At 35.1% G+C, this 22,888-nt stretch carries 21 protein-coding genes and 2 other annotated features; of the genes, 15 read left to right on the top strand and 6 right to left on the bottom strand.

The features are described 5' to 3' along the window. The first annotated feature begins 14 nt into the window (after positions 1-14). The 6 genes from OEV98_RS00470 (at position 15) to trpA (ending at position 5,567) form a co-directional block, all read left to right on the top strand. Positions 15-425, top strand: a complete 411-nt coding sequence (locus tag OEV98_RS00470) for an NUDIX hydrolase (RefSeq protein ID WP_263071164.1) — start codon at positions 15-17, stop codon at positions 423-425. 63 nt (positions 426-488) lie between these two features. Beyond that, positions 489-735, top strand: a binding site (T-box leader). 39 nt (positions 736-774) lie between these two features. Further along, positions 775-1,080: a binding site (T-box leader), on the top strand. 66 nt (positions 1,081-1,146) lie between these two features. After that, entirely contained in the window at positions 1,147-2,172 is a 1,026-nt protein-coding gene (gene trpD / locus OEV98_RS00465; protein ID WP_263071163.1) for an anthranilate phosphoribosyltransferase, read from the top strand. After that, positions 2,173-2,967: an indole-3-glycerol phosphate synthase TrpC gene (gene trpC / locus OEV98_RS00460; RefSeq protein ID WP_263071162.1), complete on the top strand. Its 795-nt coding sequence runs from the start codon at positions 2,173-2,175 to the stop codon at positions 2,965-2,967. It abuts the gene before it with no gap. Next, a complete protein-coding gene (locus OEV98_RS00455; RefSeq protein WP_263071161.1) occupies positions 2,964-3,587 on the top strand; it encodes a phosphoribosylanthranilate isomerase in 624 nt (207 codons plus the stop codon). The genes trpC and OEV98_RS00455 overlap by 4 nt, the downstream gene beginning before the upstream one ends. Further along, positions 3,584-4,798: a tryptophan synthase subunit beta gene (gene trpB / locus OEV98_RS00450; RefSeq protein ID WP_263071160.1), complete on the top strand. Its 1,215-nt coding sequence runs from the start codon at positions 3,584-3,586 to the stop codon at positions 4,796-4,798. Before OEV98_RS00455 ends, trpB begins: the two co-directional genes overlap by 4 nt. After that, on the top strand, positions 4,785-5,567 hold the full coding sequence (trpA, locus tag OEV98_RS00445; RefSeq protein ID WP_263071159.1) for a tryptophan synthase subunit alpha: 783 nt from the start codon (positions 4,785-4,787) through the stop codon (positions 5,565-5,567). Before trpB ends, trpA begins: the two co-directional genes overlap by 14 nt. A 39-nt stretch (positions 5,568-5,606) precedes the next feature. On the opposite strand, the gene OEV98_RS00440 is transcribed toward trpA, so the two are convergent. Next, complete coding sequence (locus OEV98_RS00440; RefSeq protein ID WP_263071158.1) at positions 5,607-6,071, bottom strand: GNAT family N-acetyltransferase; 465 nt, start codon at positions 6,069-6,071, stop codon at positions 5,607-5,609. A gap of 143 nt (positions 6,072-6,214) precedes the next feature. Here OEV98_RS00440 and OEV98_RS00435 point away from each other — a divergent pair, with 143 nt between their 5' ends. Further along, positions 6,215-6,856: a pentapeptide repeat-containing protein gene (locus OEV98_RS00435; RefSeq protein ID WP_263071157.1), complete on the top strand. Its 642-nt coding sequence runs from the start codon at positions 6,215-6,217 to the stop codon at positions 6,854-6,856. A gap of 56 nt (positions 6,857-6,912) precedes the next feature. On the opposite strand, the gene OEV98_RS00430 is transcribed toward OEV98_RS00435, so the two are convergent. From OEV98_RS00430 to OEV98_RS00415, 4 genes are all read right to left on the bottom strand, one after another. Beyond that, complete coding sequence (locus OEV98_RS00430) at positions 6,913-7,968, bottom strand: CAP domain-containing protein (protein ID WP_263071156.1); 1,056 nt, start codon at positions 7,966-7,968, stop codon at positions 6,913-6,915. Between the two features lie 157 nt (positions 7,969-8,125). Beyond that, positions 8,126-9,187, bottom strand: coding sequence for a ribosome small subunit-dependent GTPase A (rsgA, locus tag OEV98_RS00425; protein ID WP_263071155.1), 1,062 nt, complete (start codon positions 9,185-9,187; stop codon positions 8,126-8,128). Between the two features lie 312 nt (positions 9,188-9,499). After that, positions 9,500-10,387 carry a hypothetical protein gene (locus tag OEV98_RS00420; RefSeq protein ID WP_263071154.1) on the bottom strand — a complete coding sequence of 296 codons (888 nt, stop codon included), beginning with the start codon at positions 10,385-10,387 and terminating at the stop codon, positions 9,500-9,502. Positions 10,388-10,441: 54 nt separating this feature from the next. After that, the gene (locus OEV98_RS00415) at positions 10,442-11,617 is read right to left on the bottom strand and encodes an alpha-amylase family glycosyl hydrolase (protein ID WP_263071153.1); all 1,176 of its coding nucleotides are present in this window, start codon (positions 11,615-11,617) and stop codon (positions 10,442-10,444) included. 303 nt (positions 11,618-11,920) lie between these two features. On the opposite strand from OEV98_RS00415, the gene glgB reads away from it, so the two are divergent. The 7 genes from glgB (at position 11,921) to OEV98_RS00380 (ending at position 21,435) form a co-directional block, all read left to right on the top strand. Beyond that, entirely contained in the window at positions 11,921-13,837 is a 1,917-nt protein-coding gene (gene glgB / locus OEV98_RS00410; RefSeq protein ID WP_263071152.1) for a 1,4-alpha-glucan branching protein GlgB, read from the top strand. After that, entirely contained in the window at positions 13,834-14,994 is a 1,161-nt protein-coding gene (locus OEV98_RS00405) for a glucose-1-phosphate adenylyltransferase (protein ID WP_263071151.1), read from the top strand. Before glgB ends, OEV98_RS00405 begins: the two co-directional genes overlap by 4 nt. After that, entirely contained in the window at positions 14,995-16,101 is a 1,107-nt protein-coding gene (gene glgD, locus OEV98_RS00400; RefSeq protein WP_263071150.1) for a glucose-1-phosphate adenylyltransferase subunit GlgD, read from the top strand. Positions 16,102-16,224: 123 nt separating this feature from the next. Next, entirely contained in the window at positions 16,225-17,655 is a 1,431-nt protein-coding gene (locus OEV98_RS00395; protein WP_263071149.1) for a glycogen synthase, read from the top strand. A gap of 38 nt (positions 17,656-17,693) precedes the next feature. Then, positions 17,694-20,093 carry a glycogen/starch/alpha-glucan phosphorylase gene (locus tag OEV98_RS00390; protein ID WP_263071930.1) on the top strand — a complete coding sequence of 800 codons (2,400 nt, stop codon included), beginning with the start codon at positions 17,694-17,696 and terminating at the stop codon, positions 20,091-20,093. Positions 20,094-20,330: 237 nt separating this feature from the next. Then, the gene (locus OEV98_RS00385; RefSeq protein WP_263071148.1) at positions 20,331-20,609 is read left to right on the top strand and encodes a YqhV family protein; all 279 of its coding nucleotides are present in this window, start codon (positions 20,331-20,333) and stop codon (positions 20,607-20,609) included. A gap of 286 nt (positions 20,610-20,895) precedes the next feature. Then, positions 20,896-21,435: a hypothetical protein gene (locus OEV98_RS00380; RefSeq protein ID WP_263071147.1), complete on the top strand. Its 540-nt coding sequence runs from the start codon at positions 20,896-20,898 to the stop codon at positions 21,433-21,435. Positions 21,436-21,506: 71 nt separating this feature from the next. Here the strand turns inward: OEV98_RS00380 and OEV98_RS00375 are convergent, their stop codons facing one another. Next, the gene (locus OEV98_RS00375; protein ID WP_263071146.1) at positions 21,507-22,256 is read right to left on the bottom strand and encodes an acyl-[acyl-carrier-protein] thioesterase; all 750 of its coding nucleotides are present in this window, start codon (positions 22,254-22,256) and stop codon (positions 21,507-21,509) included. A 260-nt stretch (positions 22,257-22,516) separates the two neighbouring features. Here OEV98_RS00375 and OEV98_RS00370 point away from each other — a divergent pair, with 260 nt between their 5' ends. Beyond that, on the top strand, positions 22,517-22,843 hold the full coding sequence (locus OEV98_RS00370) for an ArsR/SmtB family transcription factor (RefSeq protein WP_263071145.1): 327 nt from the start codon (positions 22,517-22,519) through the stop codon (positions 22,841-22,843). The last annotated feature ends 45 nt before the right edge of the window (positions 22,844-22,888 follow it).

Genomic DNA, 22,888 nt, shown 5'->3' with positions numbered 1-22,888 from the left:
AGGGAGAGTATCGAATGGAGCAAAAAATCATAGTCGTACTTAAGGGAGTTATCATTCATAATGGCAAAGTGTTAATTGTGCAACGAGCGGATCATGATGAGACTGGAGCTGGAACTTGGGAGACGGTAGGTGGGAAACTCGAATTTGGTGAAAATTTAGAAGCGGCTTTAATAAGGGAAATCCAAGAAGAAGCAAATATTAATGTGAGAGTTGAAAAATTACTTTATGCTACTACCTTTCTAACAAATTCGATGAGGCAAGTAGTTATTCTTACTTATTTATGTACGAGCAATCAATCAACTATCCAGCTTTCGTCTGAGCATCAAAACTATAAGTGGGCAAATAAGGAAGAGCTATTAAAAAAATTGCCTCCAGAAATGATTGCTGACTTTGAAAAACATCATGTAATCGATCAAATCGTATAAATTTATAAAAATTAATAGTTGACATTTATAAAAAAAGTATTATGATAGAAAACATAAAATAGTTGAAACGCAAGGATGAAGAGTAGTAGCTTAAAACAGATACTTTAGAGAGCTAGTGGTTGGTGGGAACTAGTGTGGATGTTTAAGTGAATGGACTTCTGAGCTCCAAACTGAACCTTTTATTAGTAGTAGGCTTTGGCGAAAACGTCTCATCGTTACAAGAGACAAATATTATCATTGATGATGATATTTAAAGTGAGCTTTTTTTTAAAGCTAATCAAGGTGGCACCACGGGTTTCTCGTCCTTATTTTAGGAGAGAGGCCCTTTTTTTATTGAAAAAAAAATAATGATAAATCGTAGAGTAAGAAGAGTACATAGTAATTAATTTGTTACAGAGAGCTGGGAGTGGTGAGATTCCAGTACAAATGATTTTATGGAATGGGCTTACGAGAGGTAGCTTGAAATAATAGTAGGGCTGCCCGGAATTCCACCGTTAAAAGGATAGGGTATACAAATCATTTTATGTTTGCACTGGTTAAAAACTGGAATTTATTTTTTGAGCTTTATAAAGTAATAATTGATTTCGTACCTGAAAGTGGAAGTAATATTTTACTTCAAGCCGAGGTGGCACCGCGGGAAAAACTCGTCCTCTATTTACACAATTTTTGTGTGAATAGGGGACTTTTTTTATAGAAAAATTTAGGGAATGAGGGAACATCAATGACTAATTATTTACAAAGGTTAACAGAAAAATCTAGTTTATCAGTACAAGAAATGCAAGATGTTGCGGAAGCTTTACTTTCGAAGGAAATAACAGATAGTGAAATTGCTGCTTATTTAATAGCATTGAAGGCAAAGGGGGAAACAGTGGAGGAAATTGTTGGGATTGTAAATGCATTAAGAAAATATGCCATGCCATTTTCCAATCCTATTCCATATGTAATGGATAACTGTGGCACTGGAGGTGATCAATCGAACAGCTTTAATATTAGCTCCACCTCAGCATTTGTTATTGCAGGTGCAGGGATTCCTGTTGCAAAGCATGGAAATAAAAGTGTATCAAGTAAAACTGGTAGTGCGGATGTGTTAGAAGCATTAGGTGTCCAATGGAATTTGCCGCAAGAAAAATTATTAGAACTTTTGGAAGAAATTGGCATCACATTTTTATTCGCACCATTTGTGCATCCGCGAATGAAACGAATTATGAAGATTCGTAAAGAGTTAAAAGTTCCAACCATATTTAATATTATCGGTCCTTTGCTAAATCCCATTACATTAGATACTCAATTAGTTGGAACATATCGGCGAGACACTATCAATAAATTAGCAAACGTTTTGAAAAATATGGGCAGAAGACGAGCTATTGTAATGACTGGTGCGGGTTCACTCGATGAAGCATCATTAGCAGGTGAAAATTATTTAGCAATATTAGATGAAGGGATGATTACAAATAAAATTCTTCATCCAGAAGAGGTTGGTTTACCAGTAATAGAAAATAGCGAGATAACAGGTGGAGATTGTAATGAAAATGCTCGCATTCTTCTTCAAGTGTTGAAGGGGGGAAAAGGAGCCTATCGGGATACGGTGCTTTTAAATGCAGGAATTGGAATATTTGTTACTGGGAAGGCAGCTTCCATTTCAGAAGGCGTCAAAATTGCAAGAGAAAGCATTGATTCAGGTGCAGCATTAAATAAATTGGAACAGTTAATTAAAAAAAGTCGTGTAATGAAGCAGGAGGTAATTTAAATGGGTACAATTCTAGATCAAATTATTCATGAGAAAAGAAAATTCATTAAACAATTAAAAGAAATTAATTTAATGAAAGAGCCGATGACGCTTAAACCAAATCGCTCGTTTATCAAAGATTTACAAGAAGCAAAGGAAATTTCGATTATCGCAGAATTTAAACGCGCATCTCCTTCCAAAGGTATCATTAATGCCAACCGAAAGCCTTTAGAACAAGCGAAAAAATATAGGCAATCGGGTGTCGACGCGGTTTCTGTATTGACAGATGAGCCATTTTTTCAAGGGAGCTATCAAGATTTAGCAGTAATTTCTCAAGCAATAGACGTTCCAGTTCTTTGTAAAGATTTCATTATCGATTCCATTCAAATTGATTTAGCGAAAAGTAATGGTGCTGATTTAATATTATTAATTGCTGCAGCACTCACCGATGACAAGCTTTATTCTTTATATGAATACGCAAAAAGTAAAGGCTTAGAGGTTTTAATGGAAGTTCATAACGAAGTAGAAGCGGAGCGGGTTTTAAAAACAGACAACTTACTTATTGGAATAAATAATCGTAATTTAAAAACATTTGCAGTGGATTTATCAATAACGGAAACAATCGCACCTTATATTCGGCGTGCTGGTAGATTGGTGATAAGTGAAAGTGGAATGAAGGATGAAGTAGATGTAGAGCGAGTGATGAAAGCTGGTGCTAATGGGGTTCTCGTCGGAGAAACGTTTATGAAGCACCCAAATGTAGCAGAAGTAATTTCCTCTATGAAGCTACCACTATTGGAGATGAGAAAGCGATGAAGGTAAAAATTTGTGGTATTACTGATTTACCCACTGCCATTTATGCAGCAAGCATAGGTGCGGATGCACTAGGGTTTGTTTTTGCAAATAGTAAAAGAAAAATTACACCAGAAGCGGCAAAGGCGATAATCGAGGAGCTTCCTAATAATGTAATGAAAATAGGTGTATTTGTGAATGAGTCGAAGCAGGCGATCGATCAAATCGCGGAATTTGCGGGATTATCGGCAATTCAATTACATGGGGATGAAACTCCTGCTTTTTGTAAACAATTTTCGCTTCCTGTAATTAAAGCAAAAAGCATCGAAACGATGGATGATTTATTCACGATTCGTGCCTATCCATGTGAATATATATTGTTCGATAGTCCAAAGGGGGCTTTTCGAGGTGGAAACGGGAAAACATTTGATTGGAATGTAGTGAATCATTTCTCCGCACCAGAGAAAAAGGTAATTTTAGCTGGTGGGCTTAATGCAGAAAATGTGCAGGATGCGATTGGAAAAATCAACCCTTATATGGTCGATGTTAGCAGCGGGGTAGAGTCGGATGGGAAAAAGGATCTACAAAAAATAAAACAATTTATATCGAAGGCAAAAACAATAAATTCGGAGGGAATAAGATGAACATGCATGTAATGCCAGATGAAAAAGGACATTTTGGTATGTACGGGGGACGTTTCATACCAGAAACATTAATGGAGGCAGTAAAAGAGCTGGAACAAGCGTATTTTCAAGCAAAGGAAGATGATCATTTTCAAGCAGGAATACAAGATTTATTAAGAAACTACGTTGGCAGGGAAACACCACTTTATTTTGCAAAAAATTTAACGAACCATGCAAAAGGTGCAAAAATTTATTTGAAACGGGAGGATTTGAATCATACTGGTGCCCATAAAATTAATAATACTATCGGACAAGCAATGTTAGCAGTTCGCATGGGAAAGAAAAAAGTAGTTGCAGAAACAGGTGCAGGACAGCATGGAGTTGCAACAGCAACTGTTTGTGCATTATTAAATTTAGATTGTATTATTTTTATGGGGGAGGAGGATATCAAAAGACAGGAGCTAAATGTTTATAGAATGGAGTTATTAGGTGCAAAAGTGGTAAGTGTAATTTCTGGGAGCAAAACATTAAAGGATGCTTGCAATGAAGCATTACGGTACTGGGTCGAAAATGTGCAAGATACCCATTACATTTTAGGATCCGTAATGGGTCCACACCCATTTCCTATGATGGTGCGTGATTTTCAAAGCATTATCGGGAAAGAAACAAAACAGCAATTTTTGGAGTTGGAAGGGAAATTACCGAATGCGTTAGTAGCTTGTATTGGTGGAGGAAGTAACGCTATGGGAATGTTCTATCCATTTCTTCCTAATGATGATGTGAAATTATATGGAGTGGAAGCTGCTGGATTAGGACTACATAGTGGACTTCATGCTGCATCATTAACCGCTGGGAAACCAGGTATTTTACATGGTGCGCTCATGTATTTATTACAAGATGAGGCAGGTCAAATTAAAGAAGCACATTCCATTTCAGCAGGCTTAGATTATCCAGGAGTGGGACCAGAGCATAGTTACTTGAAGGATATTGGTAGAGTTTCTTATGATTCAATAACGGACAGTGAAGCATTAGCTGCATTTCATTTATTAAGTAGGATGGAAGGGATTATCCCCGCTCTAGAAAGTGCGCATGCTATTGCATACGGAATCAAATTAGCTGGAGAGATGCAAGCGAATGAAGCGATTGTCATTTGTTTATCTGGTCGTGGGGACAAGGATGTAGCAACTATTAAAGAAAAGGGAAAGGAATGTGAGCATAATGAATCGTTTTGAAAAAGCATTTATTCAATTGAAGGAGAACGAGGAAAAAGCATTTGTTCCCTATATCATGGCAGGAGATGGTGGGATTTCTGTACTGAAGGAACGTCTATTATTTTTAGAAGAAAATGGAGCTACAGCTATCGAAGTTGGCATTCCATTTTCTGATCCTGTTGCTGATGGTCCTACCATTCAAGAAGCAAGCCAGCGTGCTCTACAAAACGGAACCACCTTAAAATTAGTACTAGAAGAACTACAGTCGATTAGACCGTTCATTCAAATCCCCATCATTATTATGACGTATATGAATCCCATTTATGCTTACGGTTTACCCGAATTCATTACGGATGCACAAAAGGCAGGGATTGATGGATGTATTATTCCAGACCTACCAATGGAGGAAGAAAATGTAATTCTACCATTCCTTTCAAATGCAGGAATTGAAATAATTCGATTAGTAACACTAACAAGTCCGACAGAAAGAATTGCTGAAATTGCAAAAAAAGGAAAGGGATTTTTATATGCAGTTACAATAACTGGCATTACAGGTTCACGCAGCAGCTTTCAAACAGAAGTGGGAGCATATTTAAATAAAATAAAAAAAGTAAGTCCAATTCCAGTACTTGCGGGCTTTGGAATATCCTCGCCTGAACACGTGAAGGCTTTAAGTCATTATTGTGATGGTGTAGTTGTGGGAAGTAAAATTGTCGATTTATTTCATAATAGAAAAGCAGAAGAAATTATTCCGTTAATGAATGCAACGAAAAAAATAAATGCAAAGTAAGCAAAGCAAAAAGCAATCGAGAATCCTCGGTTGCTCTTTTTAATTTATACGATGGCCATCCTTTCTCGCTTGAATATAACCATAATAAACACATGTCCCATTTTTCGTTAAATTATTTATCGTAAATCCGCATTTTTCATAGAAAGGAAAATTATTTGCAGAAGTATGTGCAAACCAGTCACCGTGTGGAAGCTTTTGTAAACAAAGGCTTACTAATTTTTTTCCAATGCCCATTTCTCGATAGTTTTCCTCGACAATTAAATCCATTATCGTAGCCATCATCACTTTGTCTGATACGACGCGAACCATCCCAATCATTTGCTCCTTATCCCATACAGTAAATGCCCATGTAGAGTTTTCCAATATATAGCGGAATTTTTCAATTTGCCAGGAAGGTAAATCTTGTCGAGACCAACCAACATCTTCGAATAATTTCTTTACTTTTTCTGGTGGAATATCTTCTGTTCCTTCTCGAATAACAAGTCCATGAAAATATTGATACATGTTTACCCCTCCAGTCTTTGATGTAGATACTAATTCTTCATTAATCAGTATTTGTCCTGCAAAAAATACTATTTTAGTTGTAAAAATGACGAACGTATGATTACATAGGAAAAAGAGAATACCGGAGAAAGCAGGGGAAATTTATGTCCAAAATAAAAATACAAAAACCTAAAATACCTAAGGGATTAGAAACGAGAAATTTTGAAGGTTCCGGGGACACATTTTTCCATCAATGTGTCTTTGAAGGAGAAACCATTTATGGGGAAGATATACAAAAAATGGTTTTTGAACAAGTCATCTTTAAAAATGTAATTTTCCAAGAAGCTACGTTTCGAAACATCGAATTGATTGATGTAATATTTGATAAATGTGATGTATCTAACACAGATTTTAGCAATGGAGCAATTCATCGAGTAGAATTTCATGATTCAAAATTATTAGGGACAAATTTTTCCGAATCGACGATCCGAAATGTCCAATTTTCTAATTGCCAAACAAACTTTAGTTCGTTTGGATTTGCTGATTTGAAACAAGTAGTATTCCAGGACTGCTTGCTTCGAAATGCAGAATTTTATGAAGCAAGCTTTAAAAATGTTGGATTTACTCAATGTGATTTGAATGAGGTGAATTTTTCTAATACTTCCTTAAATGGAGTGGATATTAGTACTTGTACATTTGAACGGTTAATCGTAACATTGGAGGAATTGGCAGGGTGTGAAGTGAATACAAGCCAGGCGATTGCATTTGCGAAGATTTTAGGATTATCCATAAAGGATTCCCTCTAGAGGGAATTAGAGAAACACTTGAAGCTTACCCTCAAGTGTTTCTATTTGCACTGTATTTATCTGCCTACAAACATTTGTGTCCAATGGTTTCCACTTGCTTCAAACCCAACCCCGATATGAGTAAACTTTGCATTTAAAATATTTGCTCGATGCCCTGGGCTGTTCATCCAAGCATCCACTACTTCTTGTGGTGTCCGTTGTCCTTGTGCAATGTTTTCTCCAGCTGATTGATAATCTACCCCGAAGTCACGCATCATATCAAATGGAGAACCATATGTTGGGCTAGTGTGAGAAAAATAATTGTTTTGCTGCATGTCCTGTGATTTCTTTAACGCAACGGCATTTAATTCTGAATCAGCCTTTAAAGCTGCAAGACCTGCATTTTTTCTTTCTTGGTTTGTTAAATCAATTACTTGCTGTACGTATTGACTTGTGGAGCCTTGTGCATTTTCTGTTGTTTCGTTTTGTTTTTTAGCTTGCTCTGTTTGTTGCTGTGCAGCCTGTTGCTGCTGTTGTGTTTGATTAGCTTGTTGTTGATTATTTTGTGCTGTTTGTTGCTTTTGTGTTGTTTCTGTTTGCTGTTGTTCTGTATTTTGAGTGTTTTGATTTGCTTGTTGTTGATTTCCGCCTTGTTTGAACTGATTAAATCTTTCTGTTATTTTTTGCTTTATCGTATTTCCCCAGTCATTGTTTTGATTGGTGTTTGCATTTTCGTTAATATTGACATATTTGTACTTTGCATCCTGAATTAATACTGCTCTTGTATGCGGATATTTATTACTCGAAGTGTCCGTATTTGTTGCAGAAATATCTTCCAGCTTATTTCTATCGTTTTGATTAATTTGATTATCGTCTTCGTTACCTGTATTTCTACCAGTAGTATTGTCGGTATTGTTTATCACCCTTGATGGGTAATAGCTACCATCTTGAGTTCTAAAGTTGTTTAAATAGGATCTTGTATTCATTCTGTTGGATACGGTGTCTAGCCCGTTGTTCTGGTTATTATTGTTATAGCTAGTTGGAAGGGCGCTATCATTGTCGTTTCCATTACAAGCCGTTAATCCAAGCAAAAGCATTGTTGTGGCGAAGGACGTTACTAATTTTTTTCCCATCGGATTGCCTCCTTTAACATTGATGTGAAACAGTATTATTTTCTTTAAATAACGTTAAAATATAGATGGGAAAAGTCGTGATAAATGGAAAATGAAATGGAAACGAGGAGAAAAAAAAGAGCTACAGCAAATAAATGCTAAAGCTCCTACAATTGTTTTATCGCTTTTTTGTTTTAGGTACACTAGCTTGGATTTTTTTCCATTTTTCTTTTTCTGCTAATTGTGCCCGTTTATCATTTTTTCTTTCAAGATAGGCAAGTTCTTTTTGTAATTTATTATAGCTTTGCAGTCGTTCTTTTTCTAATAATCCTATTTGGATGGCATGCTGAACAGCACAATTTGGTTCCTTTTGATGGGTGCAATCCCGAAACTTACATTGTTGGGCCAATGCTTCAATATCTTGAAAGCTATACGATAATCCGGATTCAGCTTCCCATAATTGAAGCTCGCGCATTCCTGGTGTGTCGATGACTAATCCGCCAGTCGGCAGTTGAATGAGCTCTCGGTGAGTGGTAGTGTGTCGACCTTTATCATCTTCTTCACGAATATTTTGAACGAGCTGTTTCGCTTCACCAAGTAAATAATTCGTTAACGTAGATTTTCCTGCACCCGATGATCCTAAAAGCGCTACCGTTTTTCCTGGTGCAAAATAGGTAGATAATTCAGCTAAACCGAGTCCAGAAACAACACTAATGACATGAACAGGTACACCAAAGGCGACAGATTCAACTTCTCCTGTAAAAGCAGCAATATTTTCACATAAATCTGCTTTCGTTAAAACAACAACTGGGTTTGCACCACTTTCCCAAGCCATTAACAAATAGCGCTCCAATCTTCTTGGATTTAAATCCTGGTTTAGTGATTGGACTAAAAATACGGTATCAACATTTACCGCGACAATTTGTTCCTCAGTCGTTAAACCAGCAATTTTTCGTGAAAATTTACTAAATCTTGGAAGTGTTGCATGAATGGTGGCTTTTCCTTCCTGTAAACGTTCTGAGAGTACAACCCAATCACCTACTGCAGGGTAATCCTCCCTTGATAGTGCATGATAGCGATATTTACCAGATACCTCGGATAAAAATTCTCCATTTTCTGTTATTACTTGATACACATTTTTATGTTCTAATACTACACGTCCAAATGTATAATCAGTTTGTTTGTATTCTTCAAAATAATTTTGTAATGATTCATTCCAACCTAATTCTGTTAATTTCAATGATATTTCCTCCTAATGGAAAAAGTAATTTTTTCATGAAAAAAAGACCGCTCATACGGTCTTTAAATAAAATTAAAATCCCATGAGCCTGCACAGCCCACGGGATCTACCAATTCATTAAGAGTAGGTAAAAACTAATTCGTCCGAAACGAGGGCTGTGCTAAAGTATTTAGTTGCATAAAGGTTTGATTTACACTTTTTTTCATAATACATCCCTCGCTTTCCGTTATTTATTAATGCTATATTATTCTATTTTTTCCAAAATGTAAATAGAAATGTACAAAATTTTATTTTATCTAAGTATTCATTTTTTCATTTTCCGTAAAAGGATTTTTTTAAAACAAGCAATTCATAACCGTTTATCGTAGTATATTCCCCATTGATTTCGTGTTTATCGCGATGATTTTGCAAGTTAGAAATCATTATTTTCCACTTTCCGGAAGAAGGCAAATGCAATGGATACATGTCATTGGATGGATTAACATAGACGGTAAAATCCTCATTTTCACCTAATAATGTATAACCGAATACAGGAGCGGGAGCTTTTACTATATGAATACGTTTTCTAATTTCCTCCTTGGACCGTAACCGAAAGACAGGATACTGCCTCCGGAGCAGAATTAGTGATTTAACAAATTCGATATACTGCTGTTCCTGTTCACGTTTATTCCAATCTAATTGATTGATTTGATCACTAGAAATATAGCTATTACCATCCCCATACTTCGTTCGAAACCATTCCTGACCAGCATGTAGAAAAGGTACACCTTGACTTAATAACGTTATTCCAGTCGCTAATTGATGGATTTTTTTTCTTATTATTTCCGTTTCATGCGGATTTGTTAATAATAACCGGTCCCAAAGGGTATGATTATCATGACATTCAACGTAATTGATGGTCTGGCTAACATCAGGAACAAAAGGGGAACCGAATTCTTCTAAACAAGATCCAGTAACTAGGCTGGGCATTCGTTCGATAAATCTTCCTGATCCATTAACAAATCCTTGATCATCGGAAAAGAGACTTCCTTTAATAGTATCCCGAAAGTAATCATTGAAAAATCGAATATTTAACAATTGCCGTGCATTTCCTATTGTTGCTTTTTTTTCAGCTGGAAGTGCTGTCGGAAGCTCCCAGCCCTCACCTAATAACATAGTCGGAGCCTGTTCTTCTAGACATCTTGCAACAATTTTCTTCATTGTGTCGATATCTAGTGAGCCCATTAAATCAAAACGAAATCCATCGACAGTATACTACCGTAGCCAATAATCAATAGTATCTAATATGAACTTTTGCACCATTATTCTCTCACTGGCAATATCATTACCAACACCAGTACCATTACTTAATTGACCATCAGAATGATAGCGAAAATAATAGCCAGGGACTATCTTTTCGAAATCTGTTTCATCTATTGATTTTTGGATATAAACATGATTAAACACTACATCAATAATGACAGAAATATGTTCTTGATGTAATGAATCAATCATTTGTTTACATTCATTAATTCGAACAATAGGGGCATTAGGGAATGTAGAATAGCTTCCCTCTGGAACTTGAAAATATAGTGGATCATATCCCCAGTTGTATTGGCAGTCTGGCTGTAGCTCATCAACTCTCGCAAAATCATTAATTGGTAGTAATTCCACATGGGTAACTCCTAGTTCTTTTATATAAGAAAGTGCTGTTGTATATCCATTAGTTGTTAATGTGTCTTTTTCAGTTAACCCAAGAAAGGTACCTTTATTCGTTACGCCACTATTTTCATGCTTAGTTGCATCTCGAATATGCAGTTCATAAATGATGGAGTCTTGTAAATGTTTGATGACTGGTTTATTTACACGCATTTGATATGTTTTCGATAAATTAACGACCACTCCAAATAAACTGTTAGCAGTCATTGCCTTTGCGTACGGATCATTGACACGGACGACTTGACCATTAATCATTAATTCATATTGATAGGAAGCACCATGCCAGTTACCGTTAACGAAGAGCGTCCATATTCCTTTTGTTTTTTTCTTCATGGAATATTGAGCGTTATTCAAAATGATGTTAACAGTTGTTGCAAGTGGTGCCCAAATCGTAAATGTTGTAGCATCAATACTACATAATGCGCCCAATTCTTCATCAGGTGCTGTGTAATGTTCTTCAAACCATTTTGTTCTTACGATATTTCTTGGATAAACCGGTATCGTTAAGTCATCCCATTGTAAAAATAGCTGTTCTCCAAGCGGTAATTCCTCTTCATAAATTACTTGTACCGTTCTATCATTCAAAAATTTATCAATCCGGGCGAGAAACCGTTTATTCGCCGATTTCCAATAAATATAGGGTAAAGCATCATTATGCCGTATGCTAACATCATCAGCAAAACAAACGGTTAATGCATATATATTATCGATCCAAGCAACATTTTTCGTCACAAATGAACACCTCATTAAAAGGATTCCTATCTTCAGTATATTTTTCTAGCTTCTTTCTGCTTACATAGTATTAAGATTAAGTTAACCATTTTTCTGTTACATTAAACCAGTTTGCTAGATAAATAGGTGTTTCGACAAAATATATCAATATTTTTAAATAATTTAGAAAATGTCGAAAAGTATATTGGAAAATATATTGAAATAACACGTTAAAGTACTATAATTATAAATATTCAAACAAGTAAAATATAGCAGAAATTATAAAAATCTCACACTGTTTCAGCTTAGGGGGGAGAGAACTTCATGCACTACAACGTATCTGAACAGGATATTTATTTATTTCATCAAGGAACCAATTACAACAGTTATAAGCTTTTAGGTTCTCATTTCCTCCAATGGAAAGGTCAAGAAGGCTTTCGATTTGCAGTTTGGGCACCAAATGCTAAAGAAGTTTCTGTTGTTGGAGATTTTAACAACTGGAGGGGGAATAGTCATCCTTTAGAAAAAATCACCAATGAAGGTCTTTGGGTTGGATTTTTTTCAGATATCGAAGCATTTGTGCCATATAAATACGAAATAAAAACGTATCGAGATGAAACGTTATTAAAAGCTGATCCATATGCTTTTCAAGCAGAACTCAGGCCACGGACGGCTTCTATTACAATAAAAGACTCAACCTATCAGTGGAGGGATGAAGAGTGGCAAGTGAAAAAAAAGAAATTTCAGCCCTATTCCTCCCCGATTTCAATTTATGAAGTACATTTAGGTTCCTGGCGAAAAACCGAGGATGGTGATTTTTATTCCTACAAGGAGCTAGCTGAACAATTAATTCCGTATGTTGAGAGACTAGGATATACCCATATAGAAATATTGCCAATAACAGAGCATCCGTTCGATTTATCTTGGGGCTACCAGACGACAGGATATTATGCCCCAACTTCAAGATATGGTAGTGTAAATGAACTTAAATATTTTATAGATGAATGTCATAGACATAATATTGGAGTCATTATGGACTGGGTGCCAGGACATTTTTGTAAAGATGATTTTGGCTTACGAGAATTTGACGGCTTACCAGTTTATGAATATGCAGATCCGAAAAAGGCAGAAAAAAAACTTTGGGGGACATTAACATTTGATTTTGGAAGACCAGAGGTACAAAGCTTCTTGATTTCCAATGCTGTTTTCTGGATTCAAGAATTTCATTTAGATGGGATTCGCGTAGATGCGGTTGCCAGTATGATTTATTTAAATTTTGACCGAGGAAATGAAGAAGAAAAAATTTATAATGCATTTGGAACAGAAGAAAATCTCGAGGCAGTAGCGTTGATCAAGAAATTAAATGAAGTAGTATTTTCCTATGAACCAAATGTATTGATGATGGCTGAAGATAGCTCAGATTATCCATTAGTAACTGCACCAACCCATTCTGGTGGTCTTGGGTTCAATTTTAAATGGAATATGGGTTGGATGAATGACACATTGGAATATATGAAAAAAGACCCAGTTTATCGAAAATGGCATCATAATTTATTAACCTTTTCTTTTATGTATACTTTTTCAGAAAATTATGTTCTTCCACTTTCTCATGATGAAGTAGTTCATGGAAAAAAATCGTTACTTGATAAAATGCCTGGTGATCAGTGGCAACAGTTTGCCAGTTTACGATTATTATATGGCTACTTAATATGTCATCCAGGAAAAAAGCTGCTATTTATGGGTGGCGAATTAGGTCACTATGCAGAATGGAAATATAAAGAACAATTGGACTGGCATTTGCTTGATTATCCACTGCATGCCTCCTTACATGAATATGTAAAAGAATTAAACCATTTTTATTTAGAAAATCCCGCGCTTTACCAATTAGATCATGATACAAGAGGATTTGAATGGATAGATCCTCATAATATAGACCAAAGCATTATCGCGTTTTTAAGAAATAGTGAAAATCCTCAAGAGCAATTAATCATTGTCTGTAATTTTACACCTTCTGTTTATTATGATTACAAAATCGGTGTACCTATTCCTGGCATGTATAAAGAAATTTTCAATTCGGATAGATTGGAGTATGGTGGTTCCGGTCAATGCAATGATAAAAAACATTTTAGTTTTCCGCAAAAATGGCATGGTTTTATGCAGCATATTAAAATTATGATTCCACCATTAGCCATTGTTGTTTTTACATGTATTGATAGAAAGGAAGAGGAGGAGATCTATTGAAGGAATGTATTGGAATGTTATTAGCTGGTGGAGAAGGTAAACGATTAGGCGCTCTAACTAATGATATTGCAAAACCTGCAGTGCCTTTTGGTGGTAAATATAGAATTATCGATTTTACTTTAAGTAATTGTGCTAATTCAAGTGTTCATACCGTTGGGGTACTTACACAATATTCTCCATTGGAGCTTCATAAGCATATCGGCAACGGAAAACCGTGGGATATGGATCGGCATAATGGAGGAGTTACCGTTTTATCTCCATATACAGCGAAAAGTGGTGGAGACTGGTACTCAGGGACAGCAGATGCTATTTATCAAAACATTCATTTTATTAGTCAATACAATCCTAAATATATTCTTGTCATTTCAGGCGACCATATTTATCAAATGGATTACCAAAAGCTATTGGATCAACATAAAGAAACGAAAGCAGATGCTACCATTTCGGTAATTGAAGTACCGTGGGCAGAAGCCTCTCGGTTTGGCATATTAAACACAACGGATAGTTTGCGCATATTTGAATTCGAGGAAAAGCCACAATTACCGCAAAGTAATTTAGCTTCCATGGGAATTTATATTTTTACATGGGAGGTGTTAAAAGCATATTTACTCAAAGATGCAAAAAAGAAAGCATCCAGTCATGACTTTGGGAAAGATATCATTCCAGCAATGCTTTGTGACAATCGGAAATTATATGCTTATCGATTTGACGGATATTGGAAAGATGTCGGTACAGTACAAAGCTATTGGGAAGCAAATATGGACCTTCTAAAGGAGGAATGTCAGCTTCAATTAGACAATAAACAATGGAGAGTTTATACCAATAATTTTAACTATCCATCCCAATTTATAAGTGGCACTGTCAAAATCAATAATTCTCTTATTAATGACGGATGTTTTATTTACGGTGGAAGTACGATTGAGGAATCAGTAATTTCAACAAATGTAGAAATTGAAAAGAATTGTTATATTCAACAATCTATTATTCACACTGGTGTAAAAATAGGGAAAAATTGTATATTAGAACGAGTGATTATTATGGAGAATACAGTCATTCCGGAAGGTACCATCATTCGAACAGATAAAATGGAAGAACCGATTGTCATCAACCAGAAAGTTTTAGAGGCAAAGCTGGTTGTAAGAGGAGGGGAAAATTAAATGGATCGTTTGATGGGATTAATTAATCTTGAGCATGAGCATCACATTTTTAATGAATTAACCTATTTCCGTAATAATGCTTCGATACCTTTCGCAGGTAGATATCGATTAATTGATTTTCCCTTATCTAATATGGTGCATACTGGTATTGAGGAAATAGCCGTTTTTGTTCGGAATAAATATCGTTCGCTTTTGGATCATCTTGGTACAGGTGATAATTGGGACTTAGATAGAAGAAACGGAGGTTTGTTTATTTTACCACCTGATTGGAATGACCCTTCCGATCAATCGAAAGGCGATTTGCGCTTTTTCCATAATAACCGAGATTATTTTAATCGTAGTAACTGCAAGTATGTCCTCGTTAGTGGCAGTCAATTTATAACGAATACGGACTATACAGATGCTTTTAAATTCCATTTAGATCGAAATGCTGATATTACGTTAATTTCTACTAATATTGAAAACTTACAGCATGAGCATAAACCATATTTTAGAATAGAAGCGGACGATATTGGCTGGGTTCAAAACATTACAAATGATAAACGAAATCATTTATTGTTTACGGGTGTTTATATCATTAATAAAGATATTTTAATGGAATTAGTAGACCAATGTATTGCTTTCCATAAAAATCATTTTTTCATGAACGGAATTAAAGATAACTTACACCAATTAAAGATTCAAACGTATCGACATACCGGATATAGTGCATTTATTAACACAATTGAAAGTTTTTATCGACATAATATGAATCTATTATGTGAGGATAATTATCGGGAATTATTTTATAAGCCATCGTTTATCCAAACTAAATTTTCCAATAATCCACCAGTACAATATTTAAAATCAGCGAATGTGAAGAACTCTATTTTAGCTAATGGTTGCGTTATTGATGGTGAAGTGGATAATAGTATTTTATTTCGGGGAGTTCATGTTGAGGAAGGTGCCACGATTAAGAATTCGATTATCATGCAGCGTTGTTCGATCGGGACGGGAGTTTATTTGGAAAATGTCATTTTAGATAAAGATGTTCGGGTAAAAAACGGTCAAAAAATAATTGGTACGACTGAAAAACCGTTTGTTGTAGCAAAAAGACAAGTTATTTAATTATCCTATATAACTATCCAAAAGTATGAATATTTACCCTGCTAAAGATTCTTTTAAACATAATACTTAATTGTCGTAATGTCTCATGTAATTTCGAGTGATAAGTGGAAAGGGGAGAACACTGTGGAAAATATATTATTTGTAGCCTCTGAATGCACACCTTTTATTAAAACAGGTGGATTAGCAGATGTCATAGGTTCACTGCCACAAAGTTTGCAGGAAATTGGGGATGTTGAAGTTCGTGTCATGCTACCAATGTATGATGAAATCGATGGATTATGGAGAGAGCAAATGGAGTATGTTACTTCATTTGATGTAAAGCTAGGCTGGAGAAATCAGTCTGCAGCTATTTATACATTAAAACATAATCAAATCGTTTATTATTTTATTGCAAATGACTATTATTTTACGAGAAAAGGGGTATATGGATACTATGACGATGGGGAAAGATTTGTTTTCTTTTCACATGCTATCATGGAAGCATTATCCCATCTGGATTACACACCAGAGATTCTTCATGCCCACGATTGGCAAACGGGAATAGCAGTTGCGTTAGCGAAAATTGTCAATCCTGTTCCTAATTTGAAAACAGTGTATACAATTCATAATATAAAATACCAAGGCGTTATGCCCCTTAATACGTTTGATGACTTTTTTTCTATTTCTAGGGAACATATTGGTGGGATGGAATGGCAAGGAATGCTTAATTGTATGAAAGCAGCGATTTTCCATGCGGATAGAATTTTAACGGTCAGCCCAACCTATGCAAAAGAAATTTTGGATCCTTATTATAGTGAAGGATTACATGATCTTTTACAAAATCGAGTAACTGACCTCATGGGAATTATTAATGGGATTGATACAAAAGAATATAATCCATTAACAGATCCATATATTCCGGTAAATTATCGTTCTGCTAGAATAAAGAAAATGGAAAATAAAATTGCGCTCCAAGAAAAATTAGGTTTACCAAAAGATGGATTGATTCCAATGTACATCATTATCTCTCGATTAGTGGAACAAAAGGGGATTCATTTAATTGAACGGATATTAGCAGATTTTCTCCAAGAGGATGCTCAGTTTATCGTGCTAGGAACTGGTGAAGAAGCATTTGAGAATTATTTTCGCGATATTGCAGAGAGTCTTCCGAATAAGGCACGTGCCTTAATTACTTTTGATGAAGGTCTCGCCCGACAATTATATGCAGCGGCAGATTTTTTGATTATGCCATCAAAGTTTGAGCCTTGTGGATTAAGCCAATTAATTGCTTTACAATATAAAACCGTCCCAATTGTAAGAGAGACGGGAGGACTAAAGGATACTGTGATTCCGTATAATGAAATAACTGGCGAGGGAAATGGGTTTAGTTTCTCTAATTATAACGCGCACGACTTGTTATATGTATTACGATATTCGCTTGCCATTTATAACAGTCCAACAGATTGGCAACAATTAATTCGTAACGTAAATAAAAGTCAATTTAGCTGGAAGGATTCCAGTTTAGAGCATATGGAATTGTACCAACAGCTATTGCCAACCCCAATTTATGGTTAGGAGGCTTGCGCTTGGGTGAGTATACAGCGGAATTGTTTATGGAAAAACTACAGGCGAACGTAATGAAAGACACCGGGAAAGAAGTTTCAGAAGCAAGTAATAAGGAGATTTTTTATGCATTAACCTCCATTGTCAATGAGGAAATCGTTCCAGCGTGGGTTGCGACACAAAAGAAATATAAAGAAAAAAATAGTAAACAAATGTATTATTTGTCAATGGAATTTTTAATTGGAAGTTTATTAAAAAGCAATTTATTAAATTGCGGATTATTGCCGTTAGCAGATCTTGCATTGCAAAAATTAGGAAGAAACCCAGAAATGATTTATGCACAGGAGCATGATGCGGGACTCGGCAACGGTGGGCTTGGCAGATTGGCAGCATGCTTCCTAGACTCCCTAGCTTCGCTTCAATATGCTGGACATGGATATGGCATTCGATATCGGTATGGATTATTCGAGCAGCGCATTATCCACGGGAATCAAGTAGAATTACCAGATTATTGGTTAAAAGATCCATATCCGTGGGAGCATCGAAAAGAAAATGAGGCAGTGCATGTGCAATTTCATGGGAAAGTGCATATGCTTCAACGGACAGATGGTTCATTAGAATTTAAATATGAAAATACTGACAAAGTAATGGCTGTACCATACGATATTCCTATTATTGGTTATGAGAATAATGTGGTAAATACGCTTCGATTATGGAGTGCGGAGGCGTATTTTGAAGAAAATGATGGGATCGAAGGCAATCATAAATATTTCCACGAATTAGACCATCAGCATTCAATCGAGCAAATTTCTGGGTTTTTATATCCAGATGATTCCAGTTATGAAGGAAAAGAATTACGGCTAAAGCAGCAATACTTCCTCGTATCGTCAACAATCCAGCATGTAATCAAAAACTTTAAGAAAGACTTTCAATTGCCATTAAGTAGATTAGCAGAAAAAGTAGTCATACAAATAAATGATACACATCCAAGCTTGGCTATTCCCGAAATGATGAGAATATTAATGGATGAAGAGCGTTTTTCTTGGGAGGATGCATGGAAGGTCACTACGAAGGTATTTGCCTATACGAATCATACGACAATGAGTGAAGCTTTGGAAAAATGGCCGAAATCGATGATTAATTACTTACTTCCAAGAATATATATGATTATTGATGAGATTAATGAACGCTTTTGCCAAGGGATATGGTTTGATTATCCGGAATTAAGAGACAAAATACCGGAAATGGCTATTATTGCATACGAACAAGTACATATGGCTAGACTGGCCATTGTTGGAAGCTTTAGTGTAAATGGTGTTGCACGAATCCATACGGAAATATTAAAGAAACAAGAGATGAAAAATTTTTATACGATTTTTCCGGACCGCTTTAATAATAAAACAAATGGCATCACCCATAGAAGATGGCTTTTGCAAGCAAATCCAAAACTAGCAACACTGATCAGTGAGGTTATTGGCACACAATGGATAAAACGACCAAAACAACTAATCAGTCTATTAAAATACACGAAAGATCGTGGCTTATTAGAAAAATTTGATCAAGTGAAGCTTGAAAATAAAAAGGCATTGGCAAATTTTATTTTTGATCGAACAGGGATAACAGTAGATGAACAATCGATTTTTGATGTCCAAATAAAAAGGCTCCATGAATACAAACGACAATTGCTCAATATTTTTCATATCATTTATTTATATAATGAATTAAAAGAAAACCCATCGATCGACATGACACCAAGGATCTTTATTTTTGGTGCAAAAGCAGCGCCGAGCTATCATTTAGCAAAGGAAGTAATCAAGTTGATTAATACCGTTGCATCTATCGTGAATTATGACCCTGCTATTCAAGGCAAACTTAAAGTTATATTTTTAGAAAATTATAATGTTAGTTTAGCTGAAAAAATTATTCCAGCTGCAGACGTAAGTGAACAAATATCTACTGCGAGTAAGGAAGCATCTGGTACAGGTAATATGAAACTAATGATGAATGGGGCATTAACTATTGGTACGTTAGATGGAGCAAATATTGAAATTCATGATTTAGTTGGGGACTCCAATATTTTTATCTTTGGATTAACTGCCGATGAGGTGCTGAATTATTATCAAAATGGTGGCTATTTAGCGAGAGATATTTATCATACCGATGATCGGGTGCGAAAAATATTAGATCAATTAAATAAAGGTGCATTTGGTTTACATGACATGGAATTTAAAGATATTTATTATAATATTCTTTATCATAATGATCCCTATTTTGTGCTAAAGGATTTTGAACCATATATTGAAACCCATGAGTTAGTGGAGCAGGCGTATCGTGATCGTTTTACTTGGTTAAATATGAGCTTAAACAATATAGCTTACTCAGGTAAATTTTCGAGCGATCAAACCGTACAAGAATATGCAAATGATATATGGAAAATTAAACGATTATAGGCAATATTATTTAGCAAAGACCTGTCGAAATACAGGTCTTTTATATTTACTACAATACAAAAATAGTTTGAATGATGGATGAATATTACATGTTAAATAGTAGCAGACGGAATACAACATATTATTTCATAAATAACAACCGAACCTACGAATATAGGCTTTACTAAGGAAGAAACTTGTCCTTTTTTTCATATGCTGCATATATTTACAATAGCAAAAGCTTAGGAGGACAAAATAATGTTTCAATTAGTAGAGAAGGCAGTTTTATGGATGGCCGTATTACGTATCTTTTCTGGTAGTCTGGAAATCATTGTTGCTATGATCATTTTAAAGGTGAATAATATCGAAAAAGCACTAGCCATTAATAGTACTTTAGCTTTAGTAGGACCATTAATTCTCATTACAACGACAGCTATTGGTTTACTTGGATTAGTGGATCGAATCTCATTCACTAAAATTATTTGGGTATTTATCGGGGTCGCATGTATTATTTATGGGGTTAGAAGTGGAAATTAATACAATCCACGCCAATGTTTATTGTAATTATATTATGTAAACTATAGTATTTTAGCAAAATATTAATCAAATGATTATGTATAAGCTGCTTTCCAAATGGAAGGTAGTTTTTTTATTGAGGTCCAAAATGCTTCTTTCGTTTTCCATTTTTCAAATGAAACAAAAATGTTCATATGGTACAATTAAAATAATTTGAAAAATTATTATGTTAATTTCAATTTCGTTTTTTCGAATAAAGTAATTTAGTATATACATAATTTTAATATTGGGGAGTGGAAATGGTTTTATGATAAAAATCATTTTTTGGACATGTTTCGTAATTTTATTAATTGGCGGTGGGGGGGCTGCCACATATTTCTTTTTAACATCCCCATTAGAAAATAAACAAGCATCAGATGCAAACGAAAAGGTGGCATCGACCGAGAAAGAGGAGCAAGAGGAAGGAGAAAGTCAAGAAGTAGTGAATAAACCTGCCGATATATCCATTGTTACACTGGCAGACGGAATGAATGGACATGATTTTATTTCTAACTATCATGATTTTTATAATGAAACGCTTGGCTGGGGTAGAATCGACACTGCGAGCTATTCTGAGCAAAAGGAAAAAGCAGAAGAAATTTTACAATCGATTAAAGGTATATCCATTCTTGATGATGCTATAAAAGAGGATATCGGACAAATTGAACATTATGCTAACATTGTTTTAGAAAGTGATGATCGGTGGGCAATGAGAATGCTTCATCGTTTATTCCATGATTTAGACATTTATTTCAACGGATATGATTATAATCAATCATTTGGTGTTACACAATATCGAGGGAATTGATAACAAAGAAAAGAGCAAGGATGCTCCTCTCATAGGAAATCACCCTTGCTCCATCGATAATTCCAATTTTATTAATTGATTAAAACCTTTGCTTTAAAAACAGTGGTTAAATGATCATTTTTTTGGCCTTCAATATAGATTTCATGTTTAGCAACTGCCGTGAGGTCTCGATGTAATGTAATGATATCACCTGGTAATGCTTCGTTAATAAAGTTAACTTCTATACTTTTTACACGATGATTTTTATGATCTTCGACAGGGAAACAATCCATAATAAAATCAACGTATTTAGAATTATTAATATGTCCATTGAAGTCAATATCACTATAACCAATCACTTTCTGATACACTTCTTCAAGCTTCCCATTATCCATAAGTTTTCCTAGTTTACAATCAATGGCACGGTCTTTAATAATCTCTGGATAGGAAATGCCAATAACATCACTTCTTTTTAGCTTTCGCTCGGTAATATCCATTACCACCCAGGAGGATACAGCGCGAATAAGGATATTGCCATCCATATCACGGACAATATAATCTCGTTCAAAATTTAAACGATTTGGTTCTAATGGCCATGTTTCAATCACTATTTCTTCATTCCACATCGGATTTTTTATAATATCTACCCGTATGCGCATTAATATCCAAGTAACATTGTGTTTTTCCTTCAGCGTATTTATTCCATAGCCTAAATTTTCTGAGGCGAGACTAGCAATGTCTTGAAAATAGCTAAATAAAACACTAAGTTTTAAATGTTTATTAAAATCTACATCCCGTAGATCAATATGGTATTTTTGTTTAAATAAACTAACTGGTTGCATTTTGCAGCTCCTTTCAGAAGAAATCTTGTACATGCTCATTTTAACATATTTGTTATTTTATTCGATAATTGCGGATTTAGCTAGAAAAAGTAGGCGGAAATTTAAGTGGCTTTCCTTCATTTAATATGTTTCCTTTTCGAATGAATCAATAGAGAAAAAGAATGAAATTCATTTAAGTTAAAGGAAATATTCTATAGTTTATTATATGAGCATATGTTAATATATACATAGAAGAATATAGATAAAGTGAGTAGATGATGATGAAGGATGAAAAGATAGTGGAAGTAGATAATGCGCTTAGTTTAGATGAAGAGACTTTGTTTGAAGTATCGCAAACGTTTAAAGCATTAAGTGATCCGACGAGGGTACGTATACTCCATTTGCTTTTGCAAAAAGAATTTTCCGTAAATGAAATTGCTGAGAACCTACAGCTAAGACAATCTACCGTATCCCATCAATTAAGGTTTTTAAAGAACTTACGACTTGTAAAATATCGTAGGGAAGGGACAACGTTATATTATTCTCAAGATGATGAACATGTATTTAACTTATTAAAGCAATCCATTGAACATGCGAAGCATCAATAAAACAATGAAATGTGTTTTGGAAATAAAGTAACAAGATTTTCTCTA

Source organism: Perspicuibacillus lycopersici, from assembly GCF_025660475.1.
Classification (GTDB): domain Bacteria; phylum Bacillota; class Bacilli; order Bacillales; family Caldibacillaceae; genus Perspicuibacillus; species Perspicuibacillus lycopersici.
This window is presented reverse-complemented; position numbering and strand designations above follow the sequence as displayed.

Excerpts from the sequence above, each read along its gene's own strand:
- trpC (WP_263071162.1), top strand. The coding sequence starts at position 2,173 with ATGGGTACAATTCTAGATCAAATTATTCATGAGAAAAGAAAATTCATT.
- OEV98_RS00375 (WP_263071146.1), bottom strand. The coding sequence starts at position 22,256 with ATGCAACCAGTTAGTTTATTTAAACAAAAATACCATATTGATCTACGG.
- trpD (WP_263071163.1), top strand. The coding sequence starts at position 1,147 with ATGACTAATTATTTACAAAGGTTAACAGAAAAATCTAGTTTATCAGTA.
- glgB (WP_263071152.1), top strand. The coding sequence starts at position 11,921 with ATGCACTACAACGTATCTGAACAGGATATTTATTTATTTCATCAAGGA.
- OEV98_RS00385 (WP_263071148.1), top strand. The coding sequence starts at position 20,331 with ATGTTTCAATTAGTAGAGAAGGCAGTTTTATGGATGGCCGTATTACGT.
- OEV98_RS00430 (WP_263071156.1), bottom strand. The coding sequence starts at position 7,968 with ATGGGAAAAAAATTAGTAACGTCCTTCGCCACAACAATGCTTTTGCTT.
- OEV98_RS00420 (WP_263071154.1), bottom strand. The coding sequence starts at position 10,387 with ATGAAGAAAATTGTTGCAAGATGTCTAGAAGAACAGGCTCCGACTATG.
- trpB (WP_263071160.1), top strand. The coding sequence starts at position 3,584 with ATGAACATGCATGTAATGCCAGATGAAAAAGGACATTTTGGTATGTAC.
- OEV98_RS00440 (WP_263071158.1), bottom strand. The coding sequence starts at position 6,071 with ATGTATCAATATTTTCATGGACTTGTTATTCGAGAAGGAACAGAAGAT.
- OEV98_RS00470 (WP_263071164.1), top strand. The coding sequence starts at position 15 with ATGGAGCAAAAAATCATAGTCGTACTTAAGGGAGTTATCATTCATAAT.
- glgD (WP_263071150.1), top strand. The coding sequence starts at position 14,995 with ATGGATCGTTTGATGGGATTAATTAATCTTGAGCATGAGCATCACATT.
- OEV98_RS00455 (WP_263071161.1), top strand. The coding sequence starts at position 2,964 with ATGAAGGTAAAAATTTGTGGTATTACTGATTTACCCACTGCCATTTAT.
- OEV98_RS00435 (WP_263071157.1), top strand. The coding sequence starts at position 6,215 with ATGTCCAAAATAAAAATACAAAAACCTAAAATACCTAAGGGATTAGAA.
- OEV98_RS00370 (WP_263071145.1), top strand. The coding sequence starts at position 22,517 with ATGAAGGATGAAAAGATAGTGGAAGTAGATAATGCGCTTAGTTTAGAT.
- OEV98_RS00380 (WP_263071147.1), top strand. The coding sequence starts at position 20,896 with ATGATAAAAATCATTTTTTGGACATGTTTCGTAATTTTATTAATTGGC.
- OEV98_RS00390 (WP_263071930.1), top strand. The coding sequence starts at position 17,694 with ATGGAAAAACTACAGGCGAACGTAATGAAAGACACCGGGAAAGAAGTT.
- trpA (WP_263071159.1), top strand. The coding sequence starts at position 4,785 with ATGAATCGTTTTGAAAAAGCATTTATTCAATTGAAGGAGAACGAGGAA.